Consider the following 22,230-nt stretch of genomic DNA (forward strand, 5'->3'; position numbering starts at 1 on the left):
CAAATTCTGTCCCCGTGATCCAACTACGCCTCGCGCTTCGAGGTCCGCGCGCGTCTCGCGGCAACGCGGCGGTAAAAGGCGCGTACCTTGTTGCGATTTCCGCAACTCTTCATGCTACACCAGCGGCGGCTGTGACTGCGCGAGGTATCCAGGAAGAACCAGCCGCACTCGGCGTCGCCGCATTGGCGCACGAACCGGCAATCGGCCGAGGTCAGGAGGTGGGCCGCGTCGAGCGCGGCGGCCCACGCCAGCCGGTTCGGGTCGGACGCGCCCTTGCGCCACGCCCACCCCGTCGCACGGCCGCTCGGTTGGAGCGTGCGGGCCGCCCACGCCATGCGGCACGCCGCCTCCAGCCGCCGGAGCGGACCGGACGGAGGCGTCTTTCCTCGGATTCTGGCCCTGAACACCGCAGCGATCGCCTCGCGCACCTCGATTGCTTTGGTCAGCGCGCGCGCCGCCGCGCGCGGATGCGATCCGGCCCAGGCGCGCAACCTGCCGACCTCGGCGCGTCCGAGCGCACCCCCGGACCAACCCCAGCGCAGCAGATCGGGGAAGGCGCGCAGCAGCTCGACGGGCCGTTTGCGAAGCCGCCAATCGAGCGTGTTCGCAAAGTCCAACGCCAGGCTTCCACCGGTTCCGGTGCCCGGCCACGGGCTCTTGAATTGATCCTTCACAGGTCCTCCTCCCGCCGCCGCCGACCCGATACTAACCCTCAAAAGCAGTTTGACAGGTTATGTCGCCTGGGTCATCATAACCCATGTTAGCCGATACACGGGTTATATGCTAGGGCCTGTGCGGGCCCCTTACCAGGGGAGGGAACGATGAACGAATGCGAGCGGCTGGCGGACCAATTGACACGGGCACTGAACGGCGATGCCTGGCACGGGCCATCCTGGCGGGAGACGCTCGAGGGGATCACGCGCGAGGCGGCCCTCCATCGACCGATCCCCGAAGCCCACACGATCGCCGAGATCGTCCTGCACGCCACCACCTGGCACGACGTGGTGCGGCGCCGGCTCGAGGGGGAATCACCCGAGGTGTCGGACGCCCAGGACTGGCCCGCCGCGTCGTTCTCCGACGAGGCGGGGTGGTCGGCAGCGGTGGCGCGCCTGTTCGAGACCGGGAACACGCTGGCGGCGACCATCAGACGATTCGAGGCGGAGAAGGTGCATGGGACGCGGCCGGGTGTGGACGGCACGTGGTTCGAGTTGATCATTGGCGAGTTGCAGCACGTGCTCTACCACGCGGGACAGGTCGGGCTTCTCAAGAAGGCACACGTGCGCTTGGCCGTGTGAGCGATCAGGCTGCCCACTCGCCTCCCGACATCGTATACAATTTCTGGCCGGGGTGTCTTCACGGAGCAGGCTGACGCAGGTTTTCGCAAGGGGGATATCATGACCACAACGACGCTTCAGATCCGCAGCCTCATGCCAACCCTTACCGTAAATGACCTCAAGCGGAGCCTTCAATTCTACCGGGATGGTCTGGGATTTGCGGTCGGCGAGGAAATGAAGGAGGGCGGTGAACTCACAGGCGTGCTGCTCGAGGCCGGAGGAGCGGGCTTGGGGCTTTCGCAGGACGACTTTGCAAAGGGCCGCGACCGGGTCAAAGGCGTGGGAATGCGCCTGTACCTTGAGACGGATCAGGATGTCGGAGTGCTCGCGCGGCAAGCGAAGGCGGCGGGGATCACCCTGAACGATGGACCCGGACCTCTCCCGTGGGGGCCCATGGGGTTCACGGTGACGGACCCCGATGGATTCAAACTGACCATCTCGAATCCTGCCTGAGAGGCGGGCGCGGGCGCGGCACGGCGTCGGGTGGGGCGCCGTGTCAGCCCGGGCTTACCCGATCTGGATCTCGGGGGGCACCTCCGGGTTCATCAACGATGCACCCCCGTCTGCGTAAATCACCTGTCCCGTGATCCACTTCGCCTTTTCCGAACACAGGAGCTCCGCGACATTCCCCACGTCCTCCGGGGTGCCCAAGCGTCCCATCGGCGTCCAGCCACGCGTGTGCCAGCTCCGGATAAGGCTCTGGGCTTGCTCCGGGAGCGTGTTCAGGACGCTGTCCTCGGTCCAGCCAGGACTGATGGCATTCACGGTGATACCGCGTTTCGCGAGTGTGACCGCGAAATAGCGAACGAGGGATTCCAGCGCCGCTTTCGCTGAACCCATTCCCACCCATGGTTGCAGCCCGCCGGTGCGGCTTCCTTCCGCGTAGGTGATCGCGAGAACTCGTCCGCCGTCGCGCATGAAGGGAACCGCCTCGCGCACGCCGACCAGAAATGCCTTGGCCTGCGAATCAAACGCGGTGTCCCACTGCTTCAGGGTGATGCTCAGGGGTGGCTCAAAGAACTCGGGCGCCTCAGGCCGTGCATTGCTGACGAAGATATCGAGCGTCCCAAAGGCGGCCTTGACCTTGCCGAGCATGGCGCTGATTTCATCTGGACGCGTCACATCTGCCTGGACCACCACACCGTCGGAGCCGAGCTTGCGCACTTGCGCGAGCGTTTCCTTTGCGGCGGCTTCGTTCCGGTAGTAGTGGATCGCGACCTTCACGTGATCGCGCGCCAGCGCGAGCGCGATCCCTCTGCCGATGCCGCGTGAACTGCCCGTGATGAGCGCGTGTCTTTCACGAGGAGCCATAGGTCCCCCTTCTCGGCTAGGCCGATGCCTCAACGGTTTTGACGGGTCACGGCACGACGGTGCTACTTCGTGTGCCCGATTGCCACCGAAAATGATTCACTCGGGACCCAGCGACCCCGGGCGCACCGTCGTTTTGGCATGACGCCGGAAGCGCGAAACCCTAGCATGACGCCCCATGCACGACGACATGCCGGGTCCCTCGCTTGGCGGCCCCACCCTCGCCCTCATCCTCCTGGCGTTCTCGCTCGCTTTCGCCGGCTGGTTCGTCGGCAAGGGCATTCGGGAGATCCGCACAGCGGATCGGTTCGTCACCGTGAAGGGCGTGGCGGAGCGCGAGGCGAAGGCCGACCTGTCGCTCTGGCCCATCCAGCTCGCCGTCCCCGACGCGGATCTCTCCGTGGCACAGAGCCGAATCAACCAGAACGTCTCGAAGGTGATGACCTTTCTGCGCGCGAACGGAATCGACTCGAGCGACGTCGAGCTACAGGGATTGCGGGTCACCGACACGTACGCGAACCCGTACAATCCCGGAGGACGGCAGGGACCACGCTTCGTCATCCAGCAAACAGTGATGGTCCGATCCGAAAAGCCGGAGATCGTCCGCGCCGCCAGCCAGAAGGTCGGCGATCTCGTGAACGCCGGCGTCGTCCTCTCCTCGGGCCCCGAGTGGGGCGCCGGGGGACCGTCCTACCTCTTCCGGAGGCTGAACGACCTCAAGCCGAGCATGATCGCCGAGGCGACGGCCGAAGCCCGAAAGGCCGCCGAGCAATTCGCGAAGGATTCGCATAGTCGCCTCGGGGGAATCCACAGCGCGAACCAGGGAATCTTCGTCATTCTCCCTCGCGACGCTGCCGGGAGCGAGGGCGGTCCCGGAATGAGCGAGCAATCCCAGATCTTCAAGACCGTGCGGGTCGTCACCACGGTGGAGTACCTCCTGCGCGATTGAGGCCGGGGCGCATCCTCCCACCCCCACACCGGGGCGGGGCTTCGCTGAACGTCCCCGGTCCCTCCCTTTGGCAGCCTTAATGCTTGGTAGGCAAAACCGCCGGCAGGCCGCGACCGGTAGGGAAAGGTCCAGGGGCATCGGATTCCGCCTAGGAGCCCGCCGGCGCTGGCAGTTCGCGACGCCCGCCGGACGAAAGATGACCCTCGGGTGCTTCACAGGCAGTGTGCCCCGGGGATCGGAAGGTAAACTTTGCAATTCTGATTTACACGCGGGGCCAAGAATCGCGATCGACCCGGACCCCGCCGGCGCCGGTGGTGGAGAAAACGAAAATGGCACCCTTGCCAGCTCGCGCCACCCTCCCGCCCAAAGACCACATCGTCCGCTTCTACGAGACCGACTCTTTCCTGTGCGACATGGTCGGGCGGTACCTGGCGGAGGGCTTGGAGCTTGGGGAGCCTTGCGTCGTGCTTGCCACGGAGGGGCACCGCCATGGCATCGAGCGGGTGCTCACGATCCAGGGCGCGAAGATTGCGCAAGCAAAGGAGAAGGGTCTCCTCAACCTGGTCGACGCGGAAGAAATCCTATCGAGCTTCATGGTCGGTGGCCTCGATCGAGGCATGGTCAATCCCGAAGCCTTTCGGGAGGTGGTCGGCGGCCTCCTCGAGCGCGCGTCCTTCCTCTCTCGCGCTGGAAGCACACGAGCCTACGGCGAAATGGTCGATCTCCTCCTTCGTCGAGGCAACGAAGCCGCGATGGCCCGCATCGAGGAGCTGTGGAACGAGCTTCGGAGCACCCACTCATTCCAACTCTATTGCTCGTACCGGCTCGGCCATTTCGCCAGGGAGGAGCATCAGGAGCCCTTCCAGAGGATTTGCGAGGTCCATGGTCACGTGCTCCCGGCCGAATCGTTCGACGCGAGCGCGAGCCTTGAAGAGCGGCACCGCCAAATTGCCAAGCTGCAGCAGCGCGCCCGTGCCCTCGAGACAGAGGTCGCCGAGCGCAAGCAGCTCGATCGCGCGTTGCGGGCCGAGCGGGAGCACCTGCGCGAGGCGAACCGCCGGAAAGATGAGTTCCTCGCGATGCTGGGACACGAGCTTCGCAATCCCCTGAATCCAATCCTGACCGCACTGGACCTCATGGACATGCGCGGGGACGAACACTCGCGACGGGAACGTGAAATCATTCGACGTCAGGCGATGCACCTTGCCGGCTTGATCGAGGATCTCCTCGACGTGTCGCGCGTGACCGGCGGCAAGATAACGCTCCGAAGGGAACCAACCGAGATCGCTTCCGTGATCGCGAGGGCGATCGAGATGGCCAGCCCGCTCCTCGAGCAGCGAGCGCATCTCTTGACGATCGCGGTGCCCCAACGCGGTCTCCTCGTCGAGGCCGATCCGATCCGGCTGCCGCAAATATTCGCGAATCTCCTGATGAACGCCGCCAAGTACACCGAGCGGGGAGGACACATCTCCGTCGCGGCGAGACAACGGGACGGTGAGATCGAGACCGAGGTCAGGGATGACGGCATCGGAATCGCGCCCGAGCTCCTCGCGACGATATTCGAACCCTTCGTTCAGGGGAGCCGCAGCCTGGATCGCGCGGAGGGCGGGCTGGGGCTTGGGCTGGCCCTCGTGCGCAGCCTGACCAGGCTCCACGGCGGGACTGTGTCCGTGCAGAGCGACGGACTGGGGAAGGGAAGCTGCTTCACGGTGCGGCTGCCGGTGCTTTGCGAGGTTCCCCGAACACAGCAGGCGAAATCCGCCGACCCTTCCGGTCCGGCCGCTCCGCCCGAGAAGCTCGAGCGCGTTCTGATCGTGGACGACAACGCGGATTGCGCCCTCGGATTCGCCGAGGCGCTCCGCCTGCTCGGGCACCACGTGGAGGTTGCGTTCGACGGGCCGCGCGCCCTCACCGTGGCGGCCGAGTTCAAGCCGACGGTCGCGCTGATCGACATCGGCTTGCCTGTAATGGATGGCTACGAGCTGGCGAGAAAACTTCGCCAGGCGGCTCGCTCCCGACCCGTGAAGCTCATCGCGGTCACCGGCTATGGTGAAGATGCGAATCGCGCCATGAGCCTGGAGGCGGGTTTCGATATTCACACGGTGAAGCCGCTCGGGCTCGAGAGCTTGCGCAGCCTCCTCGACCGCGAGAACGGCGATCGCTGACCTCGAGCCGCACCCCAGACCGCCCCGCGCCCCCCGCGCCGTACCACACCGCCCGCGTTTCGTCTAAAGATCACGCCTCCATGGGGCGATCTCTCCCGGGACAGCCTCCACTCTTCCCGGCGAGGGATCCATGGCAGATACGACGACCACCCAGCCCATCCCGGGCGACCCCGGCCAAGCGCCCGCGGGCCCGCTTCGCCGGATGCTCCATGCGATCCTCGGCCTGCTCGCGCTCGGGACGATCTCCCTCGCGATTTGGCCTCCGCTCCTCGGGTACATCCCGGGCGCGGAGATCGAAGGGTTCGGCGGACCCGGGCAATTCCGCGTCCTGGCCCTCGTCGTTTCCGCTGCGTTGATGCTGGTCCGGTTCCTCATCCGCCCCGGGAAAGGCCCATCGCGCGAAAGCATCGCCTGGGGACAGTTCGCGAGCGAGGTCGGCGGCACGCTCACGAACGAGCGGCGCAGACCTGGACCCGTGGGCTGGGAGGGCGGTCCGACCGTGCGCTGGACGACGCGCGGCACCGAAGCGAGCCTGTGCGCCTCCACCGATACGAGCCGGAACGACCACACGCAGTTCGCCGCCGACGTTCGGCTGGAGCGCGGCTTTCAGTTCCAGGTGGTTCACGAGTCGCTGCTCACCAAGGCCCTATTCTCGCAGCAGCTTTGGAAATTCGCATCAAGCTTGAAAAGCCGGGAGAGGGCTCCGAGGGGAAAGACCGAAGCCGTGAGCTTGGCGGAGCAAATGGCATTCCTGGCCGAAAAGGAGATCCTGATCGGCGACGCGCGATTCGACAACGCGTTTCTACTGAAGAGCGATAGCCCAGACATCGCGCGTGAGTTCTTCGGAGACGCGGGGGTCGCCTACGGCCTTCACGAGGTCAACGGGCTTCACAAAGGCTGGCACATGAGCCTCATGAAAAGCGGTCCCTCCGGCACGTATCGGCTCTCGCTCGCGATTCCCGGGGTCGTGCTGGATTCGCAGACGCTCCGCGCCGGCCGTGCGTTGGTCGAAGCCTCGATCCGCTGCTTCGTCGACCGCGGCATGCTCGCATCGGGGAGCGACCGGGCGGCCTAGCTTCGTCCCGGGGTCCCGCCTCGCCCGTGCAGACTTTACATACCCCCTCACACCTCCTTGCGGTCCCGGCTGGGCATGGCGACGCCCGCCGGCCAATTTCACGACGCGGGCATCCTATTGGCAGGTGTCCCGATAGTTCGGGGCGCGTGCGGAGGCAAAAGAATCGTGGCACACTATCTGCTGCCCGCCTGTCGCGGGAAGCTTGGACGAAGGAACGCGAACGTCGGCAGCTCCAGATTAACGGGGAGCAGCGGAGTTAGACCGCTGCTCCCTCAGGGTGGGAGGGGAACCAAGGAGGTTCCTCTCCCTACCCGCGAGAAAGGCGGCGCCACTCGAGGCCCGCGTCAGGTCCTCCCCACGCGCAGCGCAATCGTCACCCCCGTAAGAACGACGAACCCTCCGAGGTAGGCCTCCGGGGCCGGCGACTCGCCGCGGATCAGGGATCCGAGGGTCACCGCAATCATCGGAATGATGAGCGCCGTGGTGCTCACGGTCGTCACGTTCCAACGCGAAACCAACCAAGCGTAGAGAACGTAAGCGCCCAGATTCCCGGCCAGAACGAGATAGAGAATCGGCCACCACTCGCTCATCCCGCCCGGGATTCGATGCGGCTCGCGCAGGAATACGCTGACGAGCAGGCATACGGGTGCGCCCGCGAGCGCACCGACGGAATTCGTCATGAAGGGGGACTGGGGCGGAGTGCGTTTGAGGACGATCGTGGAAAGGGAAGCGGTCGTCGCGCCCAGAAAGACCGCGACCAAGGCAACCGCGGGGGCGCCGAGCTTCAACTCCCCGGCAAAGATCATCGCGACGCCTGCGAGCCCGATCACGGCCGCGAATATCTTAGCCTTCTGGGGTCGCTCGAGCCCGAACGCCCAGGCAAACACTCCGGCTGTGAGAGGCACGGTCGCGTAGAGCACCGCCGCGATCCCGCTTGCTACGGTTTGCTCGCCCCAGTAGAGGAGCGAAAAGTTGACGCCGAGGTTCAAGAAGCCGAAGAGCGCCGCCCCGCTCAAGGCGCGTCCCTTGGGAAGCGGGGCGCCCCGAGCACGCGCCACGGCGAAGAGCAGCAAGGCGGCCAGGAGCAGACGCAGCGTCGCGCCCCAAAGCGGCGGCACGGTGTCGTTCCCGAAGCGGATCGCGAGAAACGTGCTTCCCCAGATGAGCGACATTCCCGCGAAGGCCGCATACTCTCCCGGCCTGCGCGGCTCGGGAGTCACCGGGTGGTTCGCTCGCTCTCCAGGAGGACGGCGGCCGTCTCGGTCTTGAATGTGAACGCCGCTCGGAAGACACCCTTGACCGCGACCTGCGCGCCCTCTCGCGGCGCTCCGCCTTCTTTGCTCACGACGATCAGCGTACCCGTCCCGTCATCAACCTGGTAGGCTCCGGTCCCGAAAACGCCGACCGAGCTTGTGACATTGCCGGCGATCCGGACCGTCTTTCCGTCAAACTGCCCCGGGTTGTCGAGAAGTGTCTTGATCGGTGTGGCACCCTGGCAACCCGAAAGCACCATGAGGGCGGCCGCGACCAGGATTCGTGGAGCGAGAGAACGGACCGCGTGTCGCGGTGGCTTCATACCTCCTCCTCGGGACGTCGAGCGGCGGATCATTTTTTTTTGCCGCGGAATTATCTCAGAGCGGGCGTATCGCAACCTATTCAGAATTTGCAGGTTTTGCCCGGTGGTACGCCGGCGTCCACGTTGCCCCTCTCGGGACAGGCAAGGCGGTCGCGGCCTCGCCGGACTGGCCGTCATGAACGTCCCAAGCGGTTGTTATTTCGATTCCTGCAGCTCCTATTCACTCCCCGGGCCCGGTTGGCACGCCCGTTGAGAGCAAACCGCCCGGTGAGGTTCATCGTTCCCTTGTTCATCACCATGCGCTTTGCTCACCGCCCCGGCCGGGCGCGGGTCCGCCCAGGATCCTGCCGTCTGCTGGGGCGAACCATGTACGAGACCGACATCCCATGGTGGGATGCGGAAGCAGGGAAGGAGACGTCAGGATGAAGAGGTTTCTGATGTTGATCTTGGGTTCGGCGATCGCGATCACGGTCGCCGGGGCCGCCATGGCGCAATCGAGCGATCCCGCGAGCGGCAAGTCCGACGCGCAGGCGACGGATAAGGCCAAGGAGACGACGCCGCCGTCGGCCACGCCTCCTCCGGACGCCGGCACCACGCCCGTAACGCCTCCACCCGCGAGCGCCACGGTGAATGAGCGGGCCGCCGCCAAGAGCAACCCTGCCATCGAGCGGGTGAAGGAGCGCGGGCTCAAGGTTTCGACGAAGGAGCGTGCGGACATCGACAAGAAGCTGGACGAAATCGAAAGGCAGATCGAGAACGAGGCTACTTCGAAGGGAGACGCCGCGGTCGCGGGAAGGATCGCGGGCGAGTTCTCCATGACGGCGGACGCGCTCACCGCCGAGCGGAACCAATTCAGCCGCGGCTGGGGCGAGATCCTCGTGGCGCACACGCTGTTCGCGAACGCGAAGAGCGACGTCACCTTCGCCGATATCCTCCAGATGCGGAATCAGGGCATGGGGTGGGCTGTGATCGCGCACGGGCTCGGCTTGAGGCTCGGGGAGGTGGTCGGCGCGGTGAAGACGGAGGGTAGAGTCGCGATGGGTCTCGCCAAAGGGGATGGGAAGCCCGCGACGATCCACGCGAGCACCGGGGCGAACGCGAAGGCGGGAGCCAAGGTCAACGCCGGAAAGACCTCTACCTCCGCGGGGACCGGTATAGGGGTGGGGGTGGATATCGACAAGGCGGCCAAGGGCACGAAGTGAGCGGGCGAATCACCCGGCGCGGGCCAGCGGAGCCGAAGCGTCCGGAATTCGCGCGTCGATAGATAAGGGCGGGTCGCCGGGGCATCCCGGCGGCCCGTTTTTTGCTCTAAGCGTCCATATTACAGGCAATTAGCCTCTAAAGCACGGGGCCGGGGCTGCCGATAATTACCCGGAGTCGAAACACTCCGGGAGGCCGCCCCAGATGGACCGTCGCCGATACTTCATATCGCTGCTCTTTCGCCTGTCCTTGGTTCTCGTCGCCCTGATGCTGGCGGTGCGGGCGATCTACGTCTTTGAAGGAGACGTCGGAGCGTGGTGTCTCGCCGGCGTTTTCGGTTTGAGCGCCGCCGCCCTCCAGATCCGTCCCATGCTCGTGCCCACCCCCGGTCACGCGAGCGCCGTATACACACCCGGCCCCGCGTTTTTCCTGGCGGGACTCTTTCTCGTCCCGGCCGGACCGCTCGTCACGTGCATCGCGTTCGCGCTGGGGCTCTCGGGTCTCGTGACCGCGATGCGCCCGCACAAGATCCTCTTCAATCTATCGATCGCGGTCCTCGCGTACGGCAGCTGCTCGTACTACCTGAAGCTGGGGGTGGAAAGCATCGGCCCGCCGGGGCCTCGTCCCGAGCTCATCGCTGGAGAGCTGCTCCTCGGAGCCGCCGTCCTGGTCGCGCAGCTACTCCTGAGGAGCGTCGCCATCAGGCTCGAACGAGGCGATGAATCGCCGCACTGGGGGGCGTTTCAGCCTCAGGCGGTGACGGAGGCTCTCTTCTGCCTCGCGCTCTCGGTGCCGATCACGGTCCTGGCGCGCATCCACGTCGCGCTCCTGGCCGCGGTGTACCTTTACCTGGGGTTCACCTGGTGGTTCATGGAGCGGTACCGGAAGCATCTGCGGGCGCTGGCCCAGGAGACGGTCACGACCGAAGATCAGCGGCGCTGGGTGGCGTGAAGGTCAGATCCGTAGTGGGTGGAGACGTACTCGTCCACGAGCTTTAGGAAGTCGCCAGCAAGGGTGGGGCCTTTAAGGGTCGTGACCTGGCGGCCATCGATGAACACAGGCGCCTTGGGCTCTTCGGCCGTGCCCGGGAGGGAGATCCCGATATTCGCGTGGCGCGACTCTCCCGGCCCGTTCACCACGCACCCCATCACCGCGACCCGCAGCTCCTCGACGCCCGGATAGAGTGCCTTCCAGTGCGGCATCCGCGCGCGCAGATGCCGATTCACGGTCTCCGCCAGCTCCTGGAAGAACGTGCTCGTTGTTCGGCCGCAGCCGGGGCAGGACGTGACTTGAGGCTGAAAGTGCCGGAGGTCGAGCGACTGGAGAATCTGCTGGCAAACCCAGACCTCTTCGCGGCGATCGCCGCCGGGTATCGGCGTCAGGCTCACGCGGATTGTGTCGCCGATTCCGTCCATGAGAAGCGACGCCAGCCCCGCCGTGGACGCCACGATCCCTTTCATTCCCATTCCGGCCTCGGTGAGCCCCACGTGGAGCGCGAAATCGGTTTCCGACGCGAGGCGACGGTAGATCGTGATCAGATCGCGGACGCCGGACACCTTCGCCGAGAGCACGATCCGGTCGTGCGGCTGGCCGAGCTCCTCGGCGAGCGCCGCGGAGCGGACCGCGCTCTGAAACATCGCTTCGAGCGTGACCTCTTGCGGCTCGAGCGGCTCGGGGCGGCGCGCGTTCGCGTCCATCAGCTCGGTGAGAAGCTCCCGGTCGAGCGAGCCCCAGTTCACGCCGATCCGGACCGGCTTTTGGTGTTCCGCCGCCGCTTCGATGATTCGCTTGAAGTGCGCGTCATGCCGCGCTCCGACGCCGACGTTTCCCGGGTTGATCCGGTACTTGTCGAGGGCGCGCGCGCATTCGGGATGGTCGTGGAGCAGGATATGCCCGCTGAAGTGGAAGTCCCCGATGATCGGGGCGTCGACTCCCGCATCGCGCACGCGGCGGACGATCTCGGGCACCGCCTTCGCGGCCTCCGGGGTGTTGACGGTGACGCGGACCATCTCCGATCCTGCTTGGGCCAACTCGATCACCTGGCCGGCGGTCGCCTTGGGATCGGCGGTATCGGTGTTGGTCATGGATTGAACCGCGACCGGGCGGCCACCCCCGACCGTGACCATGCCGATCGATACGGCGGTCGAGCGCCGCGGGCGCGCGGCCGGGAACCCGATGGAGGGATGCGGGGAATTCGTCATCGCCCGCTGAGTTTACCCGCGGCGCGGACGGGGGTCAAACGTCCTGCCGGATGCGCAGCCCCTCGCGGCGCACGATGCTTTCGGGGTATCCTCCGTCTCGTGAGCTCTCAGGTGCGCGCCATGTTCGCTTCGATCGCCAGGCGCTACGATCACGGCAACCAGATCCTCTCGATGGGCTTCCACCATCGGTGGCGCAGGCTTGGCGTGAAGCTGAGCGGGGCCAAGCCGGGATCCCGCGTGCTGGATTGCGCGACCGGGACGGGGGATCTCGCGTTCGAGTTCCAGCGCGCGGTCGGCCCTTCGGGGCAGGTCATCGGCATCGATTTTTGCGCCGAGATGCTCGAGATCGCGCGGGCCAAAGCTTCGCGCGAGGGACTCCCCACCCGATTCGCGGAGGCGGATGCGCTGCGGCTGCCCTACGAGGATGGATCCTTCGATGTGGCCTCGATCGCGTTCGGCATCCGGAACCTGGACGACCCCGCGCGCGGCGTGGCCGAGATGGCGCGGGTCGTGCGGGCCGGCGGATCGGTCGTGGTGCTCGAGTTCGGGCAGCCCGGAGGCGCTCTGTTCGGTCCGCTCTACCGTTTCTACAGCGCGAATGTGATTCCGCGCATCGGCGGGTGGGTCACAGGGGAGCGCCATGCCTACGAGTATTTTCACCGCACGTCTTCGGAGTTTCCGTGCGGTCCGGCGTTCGTCTCGCTCATGGAGAGCACGGAGCGTTTCTCCGAGGTCCGCGCGCGCCGCATGACAGGCGGGATCACCCACATTTACGTCGGAATCGTGGGGGCCCCATCGTGAGCTTCACGATCGAATTCGCGGTTCGATTCCAGGACGTGGACGCGGGCGGCGTGCTCTTCTTTGGCCGGATCTACGACTACTGCCACCAGGCCTACGAGGAGTTCTGGGGCTCGGAGGGTATCGATCGCGCTCATTTCTTCGCCGGCGCCGAATACCTCGTTCCCGTCGCGCATTCCGAGGCGGACTACCGCCTTCCGATCCGCCACGGCGATCGGATCCGCGTGCGGATCGAGGTGACGAGGGTTGGGCGAGCTTCCTTCACCCTGCGCTACCACGTGATCGGTCCGAAAGGGGACCTTCGAGTGGAAGCTTCCACGGTCCACGCGTTCGTGAACCGGTCGACGATGAGGCCGATCTCGATTCCGGAGGCGTTACGCGCGATTCTTCTCCGCCACTTGCTCCACGAGCCGACTCCGAACCTCGCCGCGTAGAAGTTTTCCCGACTCGTTCCGCGGCAACGCGTCCGCGAGGTGAAGCCGCCTGGGCAGCTTGTACGATGCGAGGGTCCTTCCGGCGTGCTCGCGCAAATCCTCGAGCGTGAGGGTAGCCCCCGGGCGAAGGACCACGGCCGCGACGACCTCGTGTCCCCAGGCCTCGGCCGGAACCGCCACGACACAAACGTCGGCCACGGCGGGATGCGCCTCGATGACCCGCTCCACTTCGAACGGGGAGACATTTTCGCCGCCCACGACCATCCGGTCGGTGCGCCGGTCGAGAACGATGAGCCTGCCCGCTTCATCCCACACGCCGAAGTCGCCCGTTCGGAGCCAGCGCCGGTCGAAGGCCGCCTCGTTCAACCGCTCGTCGTCGAAGTACGCGCTCATCACGGTCGGTCCGCGGACGGCGATTTCTCCCTCCTCTCCCGGGCCGAGCGCGCGCCCGTCCGCGGACCTCACTTCGAGGCGGAGGAACGGGAGCGGCCGGCCCGCGGTCTCCAGGCCCGCGGGCCACTCACGAAGGGGAAGCGTCGCGGCTTGCGAGGTCGTCTCGGTGAGACCGTAGGTGGGCAGCGCCTTCATCCCGAGATCGGCCGCGCGGCGCAGGAGGGCCGCGGGCGCGGGTCCCCCTCCGACGAGGGCGGCGCGGAGGGTCTCCGGGAATCGGCGGGCGCCGCGCGCATCCAGCAGGCGCTCGAGCATCGGAGGAACGAGCGACACGAGGGTGACCCCCTCCGAGTCGATCGCCCGATTCACCGCTTCCGGCTGAAACCGATCGTGGATCAGAACCGTCGTTCCGTAGTAGGCGCTCCTCGTGAGCACCGAAAGACCGCCGACGTGATGGAGCGGCAAGCAGGCGAGCCACACGTCGTCCGCTTGGACCCCGAGATACCGCGCCGAAGCGATCGCGCTCCAGAGAAAATTTCCGTGGCTGAGCACGACCGCGTGGGGCGATCCCTCCGTCCCCGACGTGAAGCAGATCGCGGCCGGCGCCTCGAGCCGGCGCTCGAGCAGGGGCGGCTGGGCCGGTCTGCGGGTCTGTCTCGTCCCGGATGGCCGCGCCGGCTCGGGTGCCGCGGTGAGCGCGAACTCCACGTGCGCGCGCTGCCGGAGCCGCACGCGCTCCGGTTCCTTGGCCTGCCCCCCGATCAGCACGGGCAGGAGCCCCGCGCGGTGGAGCGCGTGAAACGTGGTCGCGAAATGCAGGCCCTGGTCGGCGCCGATCTCGACGGAGATGTGCTCACCCGACACGAGCCCCTGCTCGAAGAGCGCCACCGCGGACGTCGAGACCGCCTCCTCGAGCCGTGGGTAGGTCCAAGTCTCCCCGCCCATGCGCAGAGCGACACGCCCCGGCCGGGCGCGCGCCCAGAACGCGACCGGATCGTAGGTCCAGGCGCCGCTCACTCGGCCTCGACGGTGAACGCGTCCCGCCAGAAATCGTCGGACGGCTTCACGCCCAATCCGGGCCGCTGGGGGACCGCGATCGCGCCGCGCGTCAGCGCGGGGGAGGGGGCGATGTCTTCACGGAGCGCTTCTCCCGTGGCGAGGCCGTGCGCGTACGCGGTCTCGCCGAGGGAGGCCGCGAAGTGAACCGCCGCGGTGCGCCCCACCGCGCTCTCGACGAGCGAGGTCACGACGACCGGCATGTCCCCCTCGCTCGCGACGTTCAGCACCGACCGCGCCTCGCGCAGCCCGCCCAACGCCATCGGCTTCAGGATGAGAATATCCGCCGCGGAACGGTACAGGATCGCTTCGGCGCTTTCGACGCCGCGGACGGTTTCGTCGGCCGCGATCGGGACGGGGGAGGCCTGATGCACGCGGGCGAGTCCCTCGATGTCGTCGGCCGCGACCGGCTGCTCCGCGTACTCGAGACGGTAGCGCGCGAAGGAACGGAGCGCCTCGATCGCTTCGTCGCAGCCCCAAGCCTGATTGGCGTCGATCCGGATCCGCACTTCCGGTCCCACGGCATCGCGCAGGGCGCGAAGCCGCTCCTCATCCTCGGCACGCGGCGCGCCGCCTACTTTGAGCTTGAGGGTCCCGACGCCGGCGTCGACCGCACGCCGGCCCAGCTCCGCCGCGCGGCCGGGGGGCACGCGCGGGATGGTGACGTTCGCCGGCACCTCCCGCAGAGTCTGGGCGCCTCCCAGGTATCGCGCGAGCGGGAGACCCTCCTCCTGCGCCATCAAGTCGTGGAGGGCGCAATCGATCGCGGCCCTTGCCGTCGGCGCCGCGGCCACGGGGGCCAATCGCGTCAGATCGGCGATGACCGCGGCGAACCCATCGCGGGACGTCCCCACGATACGCGCCATCGCGAGCTTGAGGCCCGCTCCGGCCGAGGCATGGGTCTCGAGGCCGAATCCCGGAAACGGGGCCGCGTCTCCCAGCCCTACGCGGCCGGAGTTGTCCTCGAGCGCGAGGATCCACCCGCGCCGGTCGTTCACGTTTCCGTCGGCGCTCGGCCACGGGTCGCGGAGGGAAAGGGAGTAGGACTGGAGACGCGCGCGGACGATGCTCATGGCCGGGAGGGCGCGTCGGGGCGGGGGGGTGCGCTCACGCGATCATCATTCCGGTTGCGAACAGAATCCCAAAGAGCACGTGGAGACGCGCCGTGCCCTTAAGCGCCGCGTTGAGCGAAGCCCCGTCCTCGCGCGCAAGAACCCGCCGCCCCTCGAGCGCCGCGAACGGCACGGTGAGGAAGGGAAGGATCACCCACCCGCTGGCGCGCCCCGACAAGGCCAGGAGCGCCGGGGTGGCATAGGCGACCGCGAGGAGCGCCACATACTCCGCGCGCGCGCCGCGGCGTCCCACCCGAACGGCGAGGGTGCGTTTCCCCGCGGCCCGGTCTCCGTCCAGATCCCGCACGTTGTTCACCACGAGGATCGCCGTTGCCAGCGCGCCGACGGGAATCGCCGCCAACATCACGTCGGGCGAAAGGGTGTTCCCCTCGACGAAGTAAGTTCCGCACACGGCCACCATCCCGAAGAAGACGAAAACGAAGATCTCTCCCAATCCAGTATACGCAAGCGGCCAGGGCCCCGCGGTGTAGGCAATTCCCGCCGCGATCGACGTGAGCCCGATCGCGACCACGATCCAACCCGCCGTGGCCACGAGATAGACGCCGGCCAAAGTCGCGCAGAGAAAGGAGGCGATGATCCCGGCACCCACCTCCGAGGTAGTGAGCCAGCCCATCGCTAGCGCCCGGGGTGGTCCGAGACGCTCGCGGGTGTCCGCGCCCCGGAGAAAGTCGCCCCAATCGTTCACGAGATTGGTACCGATCTGGATGAAGATCGCGCCCAGGAGCGCCGCGAGCGCGGGGCCCGGCCGGAAGCGATGGTCGCGCGCGGCGAGCGCGGACCCGACGGCGACGGGGACCACGGCGGCCGCGAGGGTCGGAATCCGCGCGGCGTGGAGCCACGCGCGCGCGCGGCTCATGGAGGGGGTTTCATCCACCGCTCAGGGGAGACGGCGGAACTTGGAGAAGTCGGGCTTTCGCCGCTCGAGGTAGGCATTCCGTCCCTCCTGCGCCTCCTCCGTCATGTAGAAGAGAAGCGTCGCGTTTCCGGCAAGCTCTTGCAATCCCACCTCGCCGTCGCATTCGGCGTTGAAGGAGGCCTTGAGGCACCGGATCGCGAGCGGGCTCATGGCCAGCATCTCCCGGCACCATGCGACGGTTTCCTCTTCCAGCCGCTCGAGCGGGACGACCTCGTTCACGAGCCCCATCTCGTGAGCCTGCGCGGCGTCGTACTGGCGGCAGAGGTACCAGATCTCGCGAGCCTTTTTCTGTCCCACGATTCTCGCGAGGTAGGACGCCCCGAATCCCCCGTCGAAGGAGCCGACCTTCGGGCCGGTCTGGCCGAAGCGCGCGTTGTCGGCCGCGATCGTCAGATCGCACACGACGTGAAGCACGTGCCCGCCGCCGACCGCGTACCCCGCGACCATGGCCACGACCGGCTTGGGGAGGGACCGGATCTGTTTTTGAAGGTCCAGAACGTTCAAGCGGGGCACCTGATCGTCGCCGACGTAGCCGGCGGCCCCCCGCACGCGCTGGTCTCCCCCCGAGCAGAATGCTTCGGTCCCCGCGCCGGTCAGGATCGCGACGCCGATCTCGGGATCTTCCCGCACGTCCTCGAAGGCTTGGATCATCTCCCGCACGGTGAGGGGGCGGAACGCGTTTCGCACGTCGGGTCGGTTGATCGTGATCTTCGCGATTCCCTCGGCCTTCTCATAGAGGATGTCGGTGAACGTGCGCGCGGGCTTCCACGCGATGCCTACGGCCTGGGTCATGAGGGTCGGCTCCTATTCGTAAGAACGTGACGAGGCTTCGGCGTCGAGCTCCGGGAGCGCCATCCAGTGCGCCGCGAGCGCGTCCGCGAGCGCCTCGGGCGCCTCCAGGTGGACCGCGTGCCCCACCCCGGGAACGATGACGCACGACGATCCGGGAATCGCCTCCGCCATGCTGCGGGCGACCCGGACGTACTTCACGTCGCGCTCCCCGGCGAGGAGGAGCACGTCGCAGCGCACGCGGTCGAGGCGGCTGCCGAGGTAGTCGTGGACGCCCTGGCCCATGCCCCGCAGCGAGCGGGCGAGCCCGGCGGGGAGAGACCCCATCCGCCTCGAACGGAGCGCCGCCAGGGTCGCTGGGGGAAGCTCCCGCTGCGTCTCGAAGAGAGGAAGCATGCTCCAGTAATTCACGAACCACTCGATTCCGCGCTCCTCGATCCGGTCGGCGAGCGCGTCGTCCTCGCCGCGCCGCCTGGCGCGGGCGTGAACGTCCTCGATGCCCGGCGAAGAGCTCTCGAGAATGAGCGAGCTCACGCGCTCGGGTTGGGCCAGCGCCATATGGAGGGCGACGCGGCCGCCCATCGAGTATCCGAGCCAGTCCGAGCGTTCGACGCCCAGGTCCCCGAGGATCGCGTCCAGGTCCCGGACGGCTTCGGCCATGGTGTAGCGCGAAGGATCCGCCGGAGCGCCCGTGGCTCCATGGCCCAAGAGGTCGACCGCGATCGCCGCACGCCCCTCCCCGCGGAGCCTGGGGAGCAGGGGGGTCCAGTCCTCGCTCGAGCCGTTGAATCCGTGCAGGAGCACGATGGGGCGGCCGCGCGCGGGTTCGCCGTCGAGGACGATGTGGTAGGGGACGCCGCGCACGGTCAGGGTCACGAGCCGCTCCCGACCGCGCGGACCACGTCGTCCCAAACGGCCTGATGCCACGCGCGATTCCCGTCCCGCTCGGTCCGGACCTCGATCACCTCGGTCGCGCGGGCCCGAAGCGAGGCGGCCGCCCGGGTCCTGAGCTCCTCCCAGGTGCGTGGGCATGAATAGGGGGTTCCATACATCGCGGCGGCGGGGGCGAAATCGAGACCGTGGGGCGTTCCGAAGTAGCGCTCGAACGCCGCATGCCGCGCAACGGGAAGGAAGGAGAAAATGCCGCCGCCATCGTTGTGCACCACGACGATGGTCGCCCCCACCCGCTCGCCGCGAGCCATGTGGAGCGCATTCAGATCGTGGTGGAACGAGAGATCTCCGGTGACGAGAAGAAGCGGGTCGTTCGAAGCGGCGCTCGCCCCGAGGGCGCTCGAGACGACGCCGTCGATCCCGTTCGCGCCGCGGTTCGCGAGCACGCGCACGCGGTGGGGATGGTTGGGCACGAAGGCGTCGAGATCCCGGATCGCCATGCTGTTTCCGACGTAGAGCGTCCCCGTCTCGGGAAGCGCCTCCAGCAGCACGGGGAAGATCTTCCCCTCGCAAAACGTCCGGGCGCGCTCCAGATGCCGCGCGATCGTCTCCCGCGCGGCGCGCTCCGCCCGCTCGAACTCCTCGCGCCAGCTCGGGAGCGGATCCGCCGCACCGGCGAGGGCTTCCGACAGGGCCTCGGCGAAGGCCGTTGGGTCGGCGGTCACGACTTCGCGCGCCCGACGCGCGGGGCTCCGCCATCCGGCTCCCGGATCCACGATCACGTGGCGCGCGGAAGGATGCCGTGCCGTGTACGCATGAAACGCTTTGGACGTGAGAGCCGCGCCGAACTGGATCACGAGCTCGGGCTCGTGCCGTGCCGCGAACGGCGCCGACCGAAGAAACGCGTCGTAACCGCCGAGGACCGGCCCGCCGGGGCGCGAACCAAACCGGATCTGGGACGCGGGGTCCGCGAGCGTGGGGTAGCCCGTGACCAGGGCGAGCTTGGCGACCGCCGACGCGAGGTCGGGCGGAGAATCGTCGGGGCCGCACACGATGAGCCCGCGTCTCAGCACCCTCGCTGCTTTCGCGATGCGCTCGACGGTCTGCGGCGCGGGTGGAGGAGGCTCGGCCACGATGGACGCTGCGGGCGCCGGAGTGGGCGCCGGCGGGAGGGCGTCGGGCTCGGGAAGGAGCGGCTCACGAAACACGAAGTTGAGGTGCACCGGCCCCGCGGGCGCGCGCCATGCCTCCGCGACCGCGCGGGCTCCGAGGGAGGCCGCGTAGTCGAGCATCGTGGGAGACCCCTCGGGCGCTCCCACTTCGACGAACCAGCGTACGTGGGAGCCGAAGAGCTTGATCTGGTCGATCGTCTGCGGGGCGCCTGTGTCCCGCAGCTCGGGCGGGCGATCGGCGGTCGCGAGGATCAGCGGAACGCGCGCGTAGCCCGCCTCGATGATCGCGGGAAAGAAGTTCGCCGCCGCGGTGCCCGACGTGCACACGAGCGCGACCGGCCGCCGCGACGCCTTGGCCAAGCCGAGGCCGAAGAACCCGGCCGAGCGCTCGTCCAGCGAGATGTGCGTCGCGATCGGGGAGCGGTCGAAGGCAAGCGCGAGCGGTGCCGAGCGCGAACCCGAGCAGAGGACCGCGTCCCGGACCCCCGCGTCGTGGAGCGCCGTGGCGAACCGGTCCGCCCAAGCGAGGTTGATCGCGCCCGGCGCGCGCAGCGGCTCGGCCCCTTCGGCGGCGGGGGCGCCGGCGTCCGCGGAGCGCATCCCCGCGCGCCGCGTCTCGGATTCAGTCGCGCGCGACGGCATCGAGAATCCCTTTCATCTTGAGCTCGGTCTCGTTCCACTCGAGCTCGGGATCGGAGCCTTCGACGATCCCGGCGCCCGCGAAGAGGCGGGCGCGCCGTCCCCGCAGGGCGAGCGATCGAATGCCGACCGTGAAATCACCCTCTCCCCTGCCGTTCAGCCAGCCCATCGGCCCTGCGTACCAGCCGCGGCCGCAGGGCTCGACCCGGTCGATCCAGGCCTTGGCCTCGGTCCGCGGCCAACCCGCGATCGCGGGGGTGGGGTGCAGCCGCGCAACGAGATCGAGGACATGCGCTCCCTCCCGGGCTCGCCCGCGCACGGGAGTGCGGAGGTGCAGGAGATGGGGAAGCCGCATCACCTCCGGCTCCTCGGGCGCGTGCAGCGAGTCGCAAAGAGGACGGAGTGTCTCGAGCAGGTGGCGGAGGACGATCTTGTGCTCGCTCCGGTCCTTCTCGCTCTTCGCGAGGGCGCGCATGAGGGCGTGTTCATCCTCCCCCGGCTCGCAGCGTTGCGTGCCGGCGACCGCCTCGGTGGAGATCTCCCCGTGAGCGAGCCGCGCCAGTCTTTCGGGGCTCGCCCCCAGGAACGCGTTCCCGTTCCCATCGGAGATGAGAAACCGGTAGCACGTGGGATAGGCCGCGCGGAGCGATTCCATGATTTCGATCGCATCGGTCGCGGGATCCAGCTCCAGCTCGACCCAGCGGGCGAGCACGGCTTTGGAGCAGGCGCCCTCCCGAATCCTCGTGAGCGTCCGTCGCACGGCCTCGATCCAGCGGCCCCGGTCCCACGCGGGGGCCGAAGGGGGCTCCAGTCGGGCGAAATTCGCGGCGCCGCTCCAGCCTCCTTCGCCGCCCGTGCCGGATGTCCAACGCGTCTCGACGGTCTCCTCCGTCTGGTTCCCCCAGAACACGCGCGCGGGAATGAAAAAGGCGGCGTCGGGAAATCCAGGCCACCCCGGCCGCGCGCCCTGCTCGGCGAAGGAGAAGCCGCCGATCGCGATTGCGCCGGGGAAGCCCTGCGGCGCCGGACCGCGGTGGCTCGCGGCGCGGAGCAGGCGCCCGATCTTGGCCGCGATCTCCGTGAAGCGGGCGCCGTCCGCGTCGACGCCTGCCCTCGCGACGCGCGCGTCCGCGGCCTCAATTCCGGATAGAGCCCCGACCCCGGCGATCGCTTCCCCCTCCGGCGCTTCCCAGAGGAAGACCGGGCGTCGGGCCGCCTCCTCCCGCAGGGACCGAAGGCAGTCCCATGGGCTTCGTCCGGAAACCCTCGCGCTCTCGCCCGAGATCGAGCCCGGCTCGGCCGCGATCGCGCGCGCGGCTCCTTGCGTATCTTGGAGCCGAGCGTCGGACCGAGCTGCCGCGAATGGAGAGGTGTCGGGAGCCGCCACGGTCGGCCAGTATAGAGAGCGCGCGGACACGCGGCAACTCGAGGATGCTAGGCAATCGCGCGCGGCTATCGTATCTTCCCGCGCATGATTCCCGCTCCGGCCCCCCATATGGCCCTCGGTCTGGTTCTCGGTCTGCGCCACGCGCTTGAGGCCGATCACATCGCGGCCGTCGCCACGCTCGTGAGCCGCGGGCGCAGTCCGCTTCGCTCCGGGCTCATCGGGGGCTTCTGGGGGCTGGGACACCTCGCGTCGCTGCTCCTGGTTGGATTGCCCGTGATCGGGCTCGGCCTGAGGTTTCCTTCCGCCCTCACTCTCCCTCTCGAGCTCGGGGTCGCGGCCATGATCGTCTTCCTCGGAGTGGGCGGGCTCGCGCGCGATCGCTCGCCCGCTTCCGCGCGAGGCCCCGCGCCGTCCCCGCGGCACGACCACTCCCATTCGATCCGCGGCCTTGGAACGAGGCCCTTCTGGGTCGGCGCCGCGCACGGGCTCGCGGGGAGCGGCGCCCTCACCCTCGTGATCCTCGCGACGATGCCGTCGCGCGTGGACGGTCTACTCTACCTTGTCCTATTCGGATTCGGCTCGATCGTCGGCATGGCGGCGGCCAGCGCCGGTCTTTCCATTCCGATCGCGGTTTCGGGGCTCGCCGCCCCCGGAGTCACCCGGCGGCTCGCGCAGGCGGTCTCGTTCGGGAGCGTGATGTTCGGATTGTTCTACGGCGCGACGACGCTCGCCACCGCGATCGCGCGTCACCCGCTCTCCTGAGGGGGATCCGCTTGACGGTCGACAAAGTTGGTGACATTATTCACAATCTTGT

The 22,230-nt window shown here is 67.9% G+C and carries 22 protein-coding genes; 10 read left to right on the plus strand and 12 right to left on the minus strand.

Going from position 1 to position 22,230, the window contains the following annotated elements:
- Window positions 1-23: 23 nt before the first annotated feature.
- Window positions 24-674, minus strand: coding sequence for a hypothetical protein (locus E6K76_02750; GenBank protein TMQ60053.1), 651 nt, complete (start codon window positions 672-674; stop codon window positions 24-26).
- A 147-nt stretch (window positions 675-821) separates the two neighbouring features.
- Here E6K76_02750 and E6K76_02755 point away from each other — a divergent pair, with 147 nt between their 5' ends.
- Both E6K76_02755 and E6K76_02760 read left to right on the plus strand, forming a co-directional pair.
- On the plus strand, window positions 822-1,295 hold the full coding sequence (locus tag E6K76_02755; GenBank protein TMQ60054.1) for a DinB family protein: 474 nt from the start codon (window positions 822-824) through the stop codon (window positions 1,293-1,295).
- Window positions 1,296-1,394: 99 nt separating this feature from the next.
- Window positions 1,395-1,787 (plus strand): VOC family protein, encoded by a 393-nt coding sequence (locus E6K76_02760; protein ID TMQ60055.1) that lies wholly within the window; start codon window positions 1,395-1,397, stop codon window positions 1,785-1,787.
- Between the two features lie 54 nt (window positions 1,788-1,841).
- On the opposite strand, the gene E6K76_02765 is transcribed toward E6K76_02760, so the two are convergent.
- Window positions 1,842-2,645, minus strand: coding sequence for an SDR family oxidoreductase (locus tag E6K76_02765; protein ID TMQ60056.1), 804 nt, complete (start codon window positions 2,643-2,645; stop codon window positions 1,842-1,844).
- Window positions 2,646-2,832: 187 nt separating this feature from the next.
- Between E6K76_02765 and E6K76_02770 the strand changes: the two genes are divergently transcribed.
- The 3 genes from E6K76_02770 to E6K76_02780 all read left to right on the plus strand — a co-directional run bounded on the left by E6K76_02770 (window position 2,833) and on the right by E6K76_02780 (window position 6,831).
- Window positions 2,833-3,591 carry an SIMPL domain-containing protein gene (locus E6K76_02770; protein TMQ60116.1) on the plus strand — a complete coding sequence of 253 codons (759 nt, stop codon included), beginning with the start codon at window positions 2,833-2,835 and terminating at the stop codon, window positions 3,589-3,591.
- A gap of 329 nt (window positions 3,592-3,920) precedes the next feature.
- Window positions 3,921-5,756, plus strand: a complete 1,836-nt coding sequence (locus tag E6K76_02775; protein ID TMQ60057.1) for a response regulator — start codon at window positions 3,921-3,923, stop codon at window positions 5,754-5,756.
- A gap of 130 nt (window positions 5,757-5,886) precedes the next feature.
- Window positions 5,887-6,831: a hypothetical protein gene (locus E6K76_02780; GenBank protein TMQ60058.1), complete on the plus strand. Its 945-nt coding sequence runs from the start codon at window positions 5,887-5,889 to the stop codon at window positions 6,829-6,831.
- Between the two features lie 344 nt (window positions 6,832-7,175).
- Here E6K76_02780 and E6K76_02785 read toward each other — a convergent pair whose 3' ends face one another.
- Window positions 7,176-8,051: a hypothetical protein gene (locus E6K76_02785; GenBank protein ID TMQ60059.1), complete on the minus strand. Its 876-nt coding sequence runs from the start codon at window positions 8,049-8,051 to the stop codon at window positions 7,176-7,178.
- A complete protein-coding gene (locus tag E6K76_02790; protein ID TMQ60060.1) occupies window positions 8,048-8,407 on the minus strand; it encodes a hypothetical protein in 360 nt (119 codons plus the stop codon). Before E6K76_02790 ends, E6K76_02785 begins: the two co-directional genes overlap by 4 nt.
- Window positions 8,408-8,829: 422 nt before the next feature.
- Between E6K76_02790 and E6K76_02795 the strand changes: the two genes are divergently transcribed.
- Both E6K76_02795 and E6K76_02800 read left to right on the plus strand, forming a co-directional pair.
- Window positions 8,830-9,609: a hypothetical protein gene (locus E6K76_02795; protein TMQ60061.1), complete on the plus strand. Its 780-nt coding sequence runs from the start codon at window positions 8,830-8,832 to the stop codon at window positions 9,607-9,609.
- A 202-nt stretch (window positions 9,610-9,811) separates the two neighbouring features.
- Window positions 9,812-10,558 (plus strand): hypothetical protein, encoded by a 747-nt coding sequence (locus E6K76_02800; protein TMQ60062.1) that lies wholly within the window; start codon window positions 9,812-9,814, stop codon window positions 10,556-10,558.
- Here E6K76_02800 and ispG read toward each other — a convergent pair.
- A complete protein-coding gene (gene ispG / locus E6K76_02805; GenBank protein TMQ60063.1) occupies window positions 10,537-11,808 on the minus strand; it encodes a flavodoxin-dependent (E)-4-hydroxy-3-methylbut-2-enyl-diphosphate synthase in 1,272 nt (423 codons plus the stop codon). The genes E6K76_02800 and ispG overlap by 22 nt on opposite strands.
- A gap of 99 nt (window positions 11,809-11,907) precedes the next feature.
- Here ispG and ubiE point away from each other — a divergent pair, with 99 nt between their 5' ends.
- Both ubiE and E6K76_02815 read left to right on the plus strand, forming a co-directional pair.
- Window positions 11,908-12,609, plus strand: a complete 702-nt coding sequence (ubiE, locus tag E6K76_02810; GenBank protein ID TMQ60064.1) for a bifunctional demethylmenaquinone methyltransferase/2-methoxy-6-polyprenyl-1,4-benzoquinol methylase UbiE — start codon at window positions 11,908-11,910, stop codon at window positions 12,607-12,609.
- On the plus strand, window positions 12,489-13,040 hold the full coding sequence (locus tag E6K76_02815) for an acyl-CoA thioesterase (GenBank protein ID TMQ60065.1): 552 nt from the start codon (window positions 12,489-12,491) through the stop codon (window positions 13,038-13,040). The genes ubiE and E6K76_02815 overlap by 121 nt, the downstream gene beginning before the upstream one ends.
- Here E6K76_02815 and E6K76_02820 read toward each other — a convergent pair.
- Genes E6K76_02820 through E6K76_02850 form a run of 7 tightly spaced genes read right to left on the minus strand, consistent with a single transcriptional unit; the run spans window position 12,981 to window position 21,851 of the window.
- Window positions 12,981-14,450 carry a 2-succinylbenzoate-CoA ligase gene (locus tag E6K76_02820; protein TMQ60066.1) on the minus strand — a complete coding sequence of 490 codons (1,470 nt, stop codon included), beginning with the start codon at window positions 14,448-14,450 and terminating at the stop codon, window positions 12,981-12,983. The two genes, E6K76_02815 and E6K76_02820, sit on opposite strands and share 60 nt — an antisense overlap.
- On the minus strand, window positions 14,447-15,562 hold the full coding sequence (locus E6K76_02825; protein ID TMQ60067.1) for an o-succinylbenzoate synthase: 1,116 nt from the start codon (window positions 15,560-15,562) through the stop codon (window positions 14,447-14,449). Before E6K76_02825 ends, E6K76_02820 begins: the two co-directional genes overlap by 4 nt.
- Window positions 15,563-15,596: 34 nt before the next feature.
- Window positions 15,597-16,478, minus strand: coding sequence for a 1,4-dihydroxy-2-naphthoate polyprenyltransferase (locus E6K76_02830; protein ID TMQ60068.1), 882 nt, complete (start codon window positions 16,476-16,478; stop codon window positions 15,597-15,599).
- Between the two features lie 21 nt (window positions 16,479-16,499).
- Window positions 16,500-17,330, minus strand: coding sequence for a 1,4-dihydroxy-2-naphthoyl-CoA synthase (menB, locus tag E6K76_02835; protein TMQ60069.1), 831 nt, complete (start codon window positions 17,328-17,330; stop codon window positions 16,500-16,502).
- Window positions 17,331-17,342: 12 nt separating this feature from the next.
- Entirely contained in the window at window positions 17,343-18,359 is a 1,017-nt protein-coding gene (gene menH / locus E6K76_02840) for a 2-succinyl-6-hydroxy-2,4-cyclohexadiene-1-carboxylate synthase (protein TMQ60070.1), read from the minus strand.
- A complete protein-coding gene (gene menD / locus E6K76_02845; GenBank protein ID TMQ60071.1) occupies window positions 18,200-20,032 on the minus strand; it encodes a 2-succinyl-5-enolpyruvyl-6-hydroxy-3-cyclohexene-1-carboxylic-acid synthase in 1,833 nt (610 codons plus the stop codon). Before menD ends, menH begins: the two co-directional genes overlap by 160 nt.
- On the minus strand, window positions 20,013-21,851 hold the full coding sequence (locus E6K76_02850) for an isochorismate synthase (GenBank protein TMQ60072.1): 1,839 nt from the start codon (window positions 21,849-21,851) through the stop codon (window positions 20,013-20,015). Before E6K76_02850 ends, menD begins: the two co-directional genes overlap by 20 nt.
- A gap of 78 nt (window positions 21,852-21,929) precedes the next feature.
- Between E6K76_02850 and E6K76_02855 the strand changes: the two genes are divergently transcribed.
- Window positions 21,930-22,178, plus strand: coding sequence for a hypothetical protein (locus tag E6K76_02855; GenBank protein ID TMQ60073.1), 249 nt, complete (start codon window positions 21,930-21,932; stop codon window positions 22,176-22,178).
- Window positions 22,179-22,230 lie beyond the last annotated feature (52 nt).

Source organism: Candidatus Eisenbacteria bacterium, assembly GCA_005893275.1.
Lineage (GTDB): Bacteria > Eisenbacteria > RBG-16-71-46 > SZUA-252 > SZUA-252 > WS-7.

Bases quoted from the DNA above. Each gene is read 5' to 3' on its own strand.
- E6K76_02795 (TMQ60061.1), top strand. From the start codon at position 8,830: ATGAAGAGGTTTCTGATGTTGATCTTGGGTTCGGCGATCGCGATCACG.
- E6K76_02850 (TMQ60072.1), bottom strand. From the start codon at position 21,851: ATGGGAGTGGTCGTGCCGCGGGGACGGCGCGGGGCCTCGCGCGGAAGC.
- E6K76_02770 (TMQ60116.1), top strand. From the start codon at position 2,833: ATGCCGGGTCCCTCGCTTGGCGGCCCCACCCTCGCCCTCATCCTCCTG.
- E6K76_02765 (TMQ60056.1), bottom strand. From the start codon at position 2,645: ATGGCTCCTCGTGAAAGACACGCGCTCATCACGGGCAGTTCACGCGGC.
- E6K76_02775 (TMQ60057.1), top strand. From the start codon at position 3,921: ATGGCACCCTTGCCAGCTCGCGCCACCCTCCCGCCCAAAGACCACATC.
- E6K76_02830 (TMQ60068.1), bottom strand. From the start codon at position 16,478: ATGAGCCGCGCGCGCGCGTGGCTCCACGCCGCGCGGATTCCGACCCTC.
- E6K76_02790 (TMQ60060.1), bottom strand. From the start codon at position 8,407: ATGAAGCCACCGCGACACGCGGTCCGTTCTCTCGCTCCACGAATCCTG.
- menH (TMQ60070.1), bottom strand. From the start codon at position 18,359: ATGCCCACGCACCTGGGAGGAGCTCAGGACCCGGGCGGCCGCCTCGCT.
- E6K76_02800 (TMQ60062.1), top strand. From the start codon at position 9,812: ATGGACCGTCGCCGATACTTCATATCGCTGCTCTTTCGCCTGTCCTTG.
- E6K76_02760 (TMQ60055.1), top strand. From the start codon at position 1,395: ATGACCACAACGACGCTTCAGATCCGCAGCCTCATGCCAACCCTTACC.
- menD (TMQ60071.1), bottom strand. From the start codon at position 20,032: ATGCCGTCGCGCGCGACTGAATCCGAGACGCGGCGCGCGGGGATGCGC.
- E6K76_02755 (TMQ60054.1), top strand. From the start codon at position 822: ATGAACGAATGCGAGCGGCTGGCGGACCAATTGACACGGGCACTGAAC.
- ispG (TMQ60063.1), bottom strand. From the start codon at position 11,808: ATGACGAATTCCCCGCATCCCTCCATCGGGTTCCCGGCCGCGCGCCCG.
- E6K76_02825 (TMQ60067.1), bottom strand. From the start codon at position 15,562: ATGAGCATCGTCCGCGCGCGTCTCCAGTCCTACTCCCTTTCCCTCCGC.
- menB (TMQ60069.1), bottom strand. From the start codon at position 17,330: ATGACCCAGGCCGTAGGCATCGCGTGGAAGCCCGCGCGCACGTTCACC.
- E6K76_02780 (TMQ60058.1), top strand. From the start codon at position 5,887: ATGGCAGATACGACGACCACCCAGCCCATCCCGGGCGACCCCGGCCAA.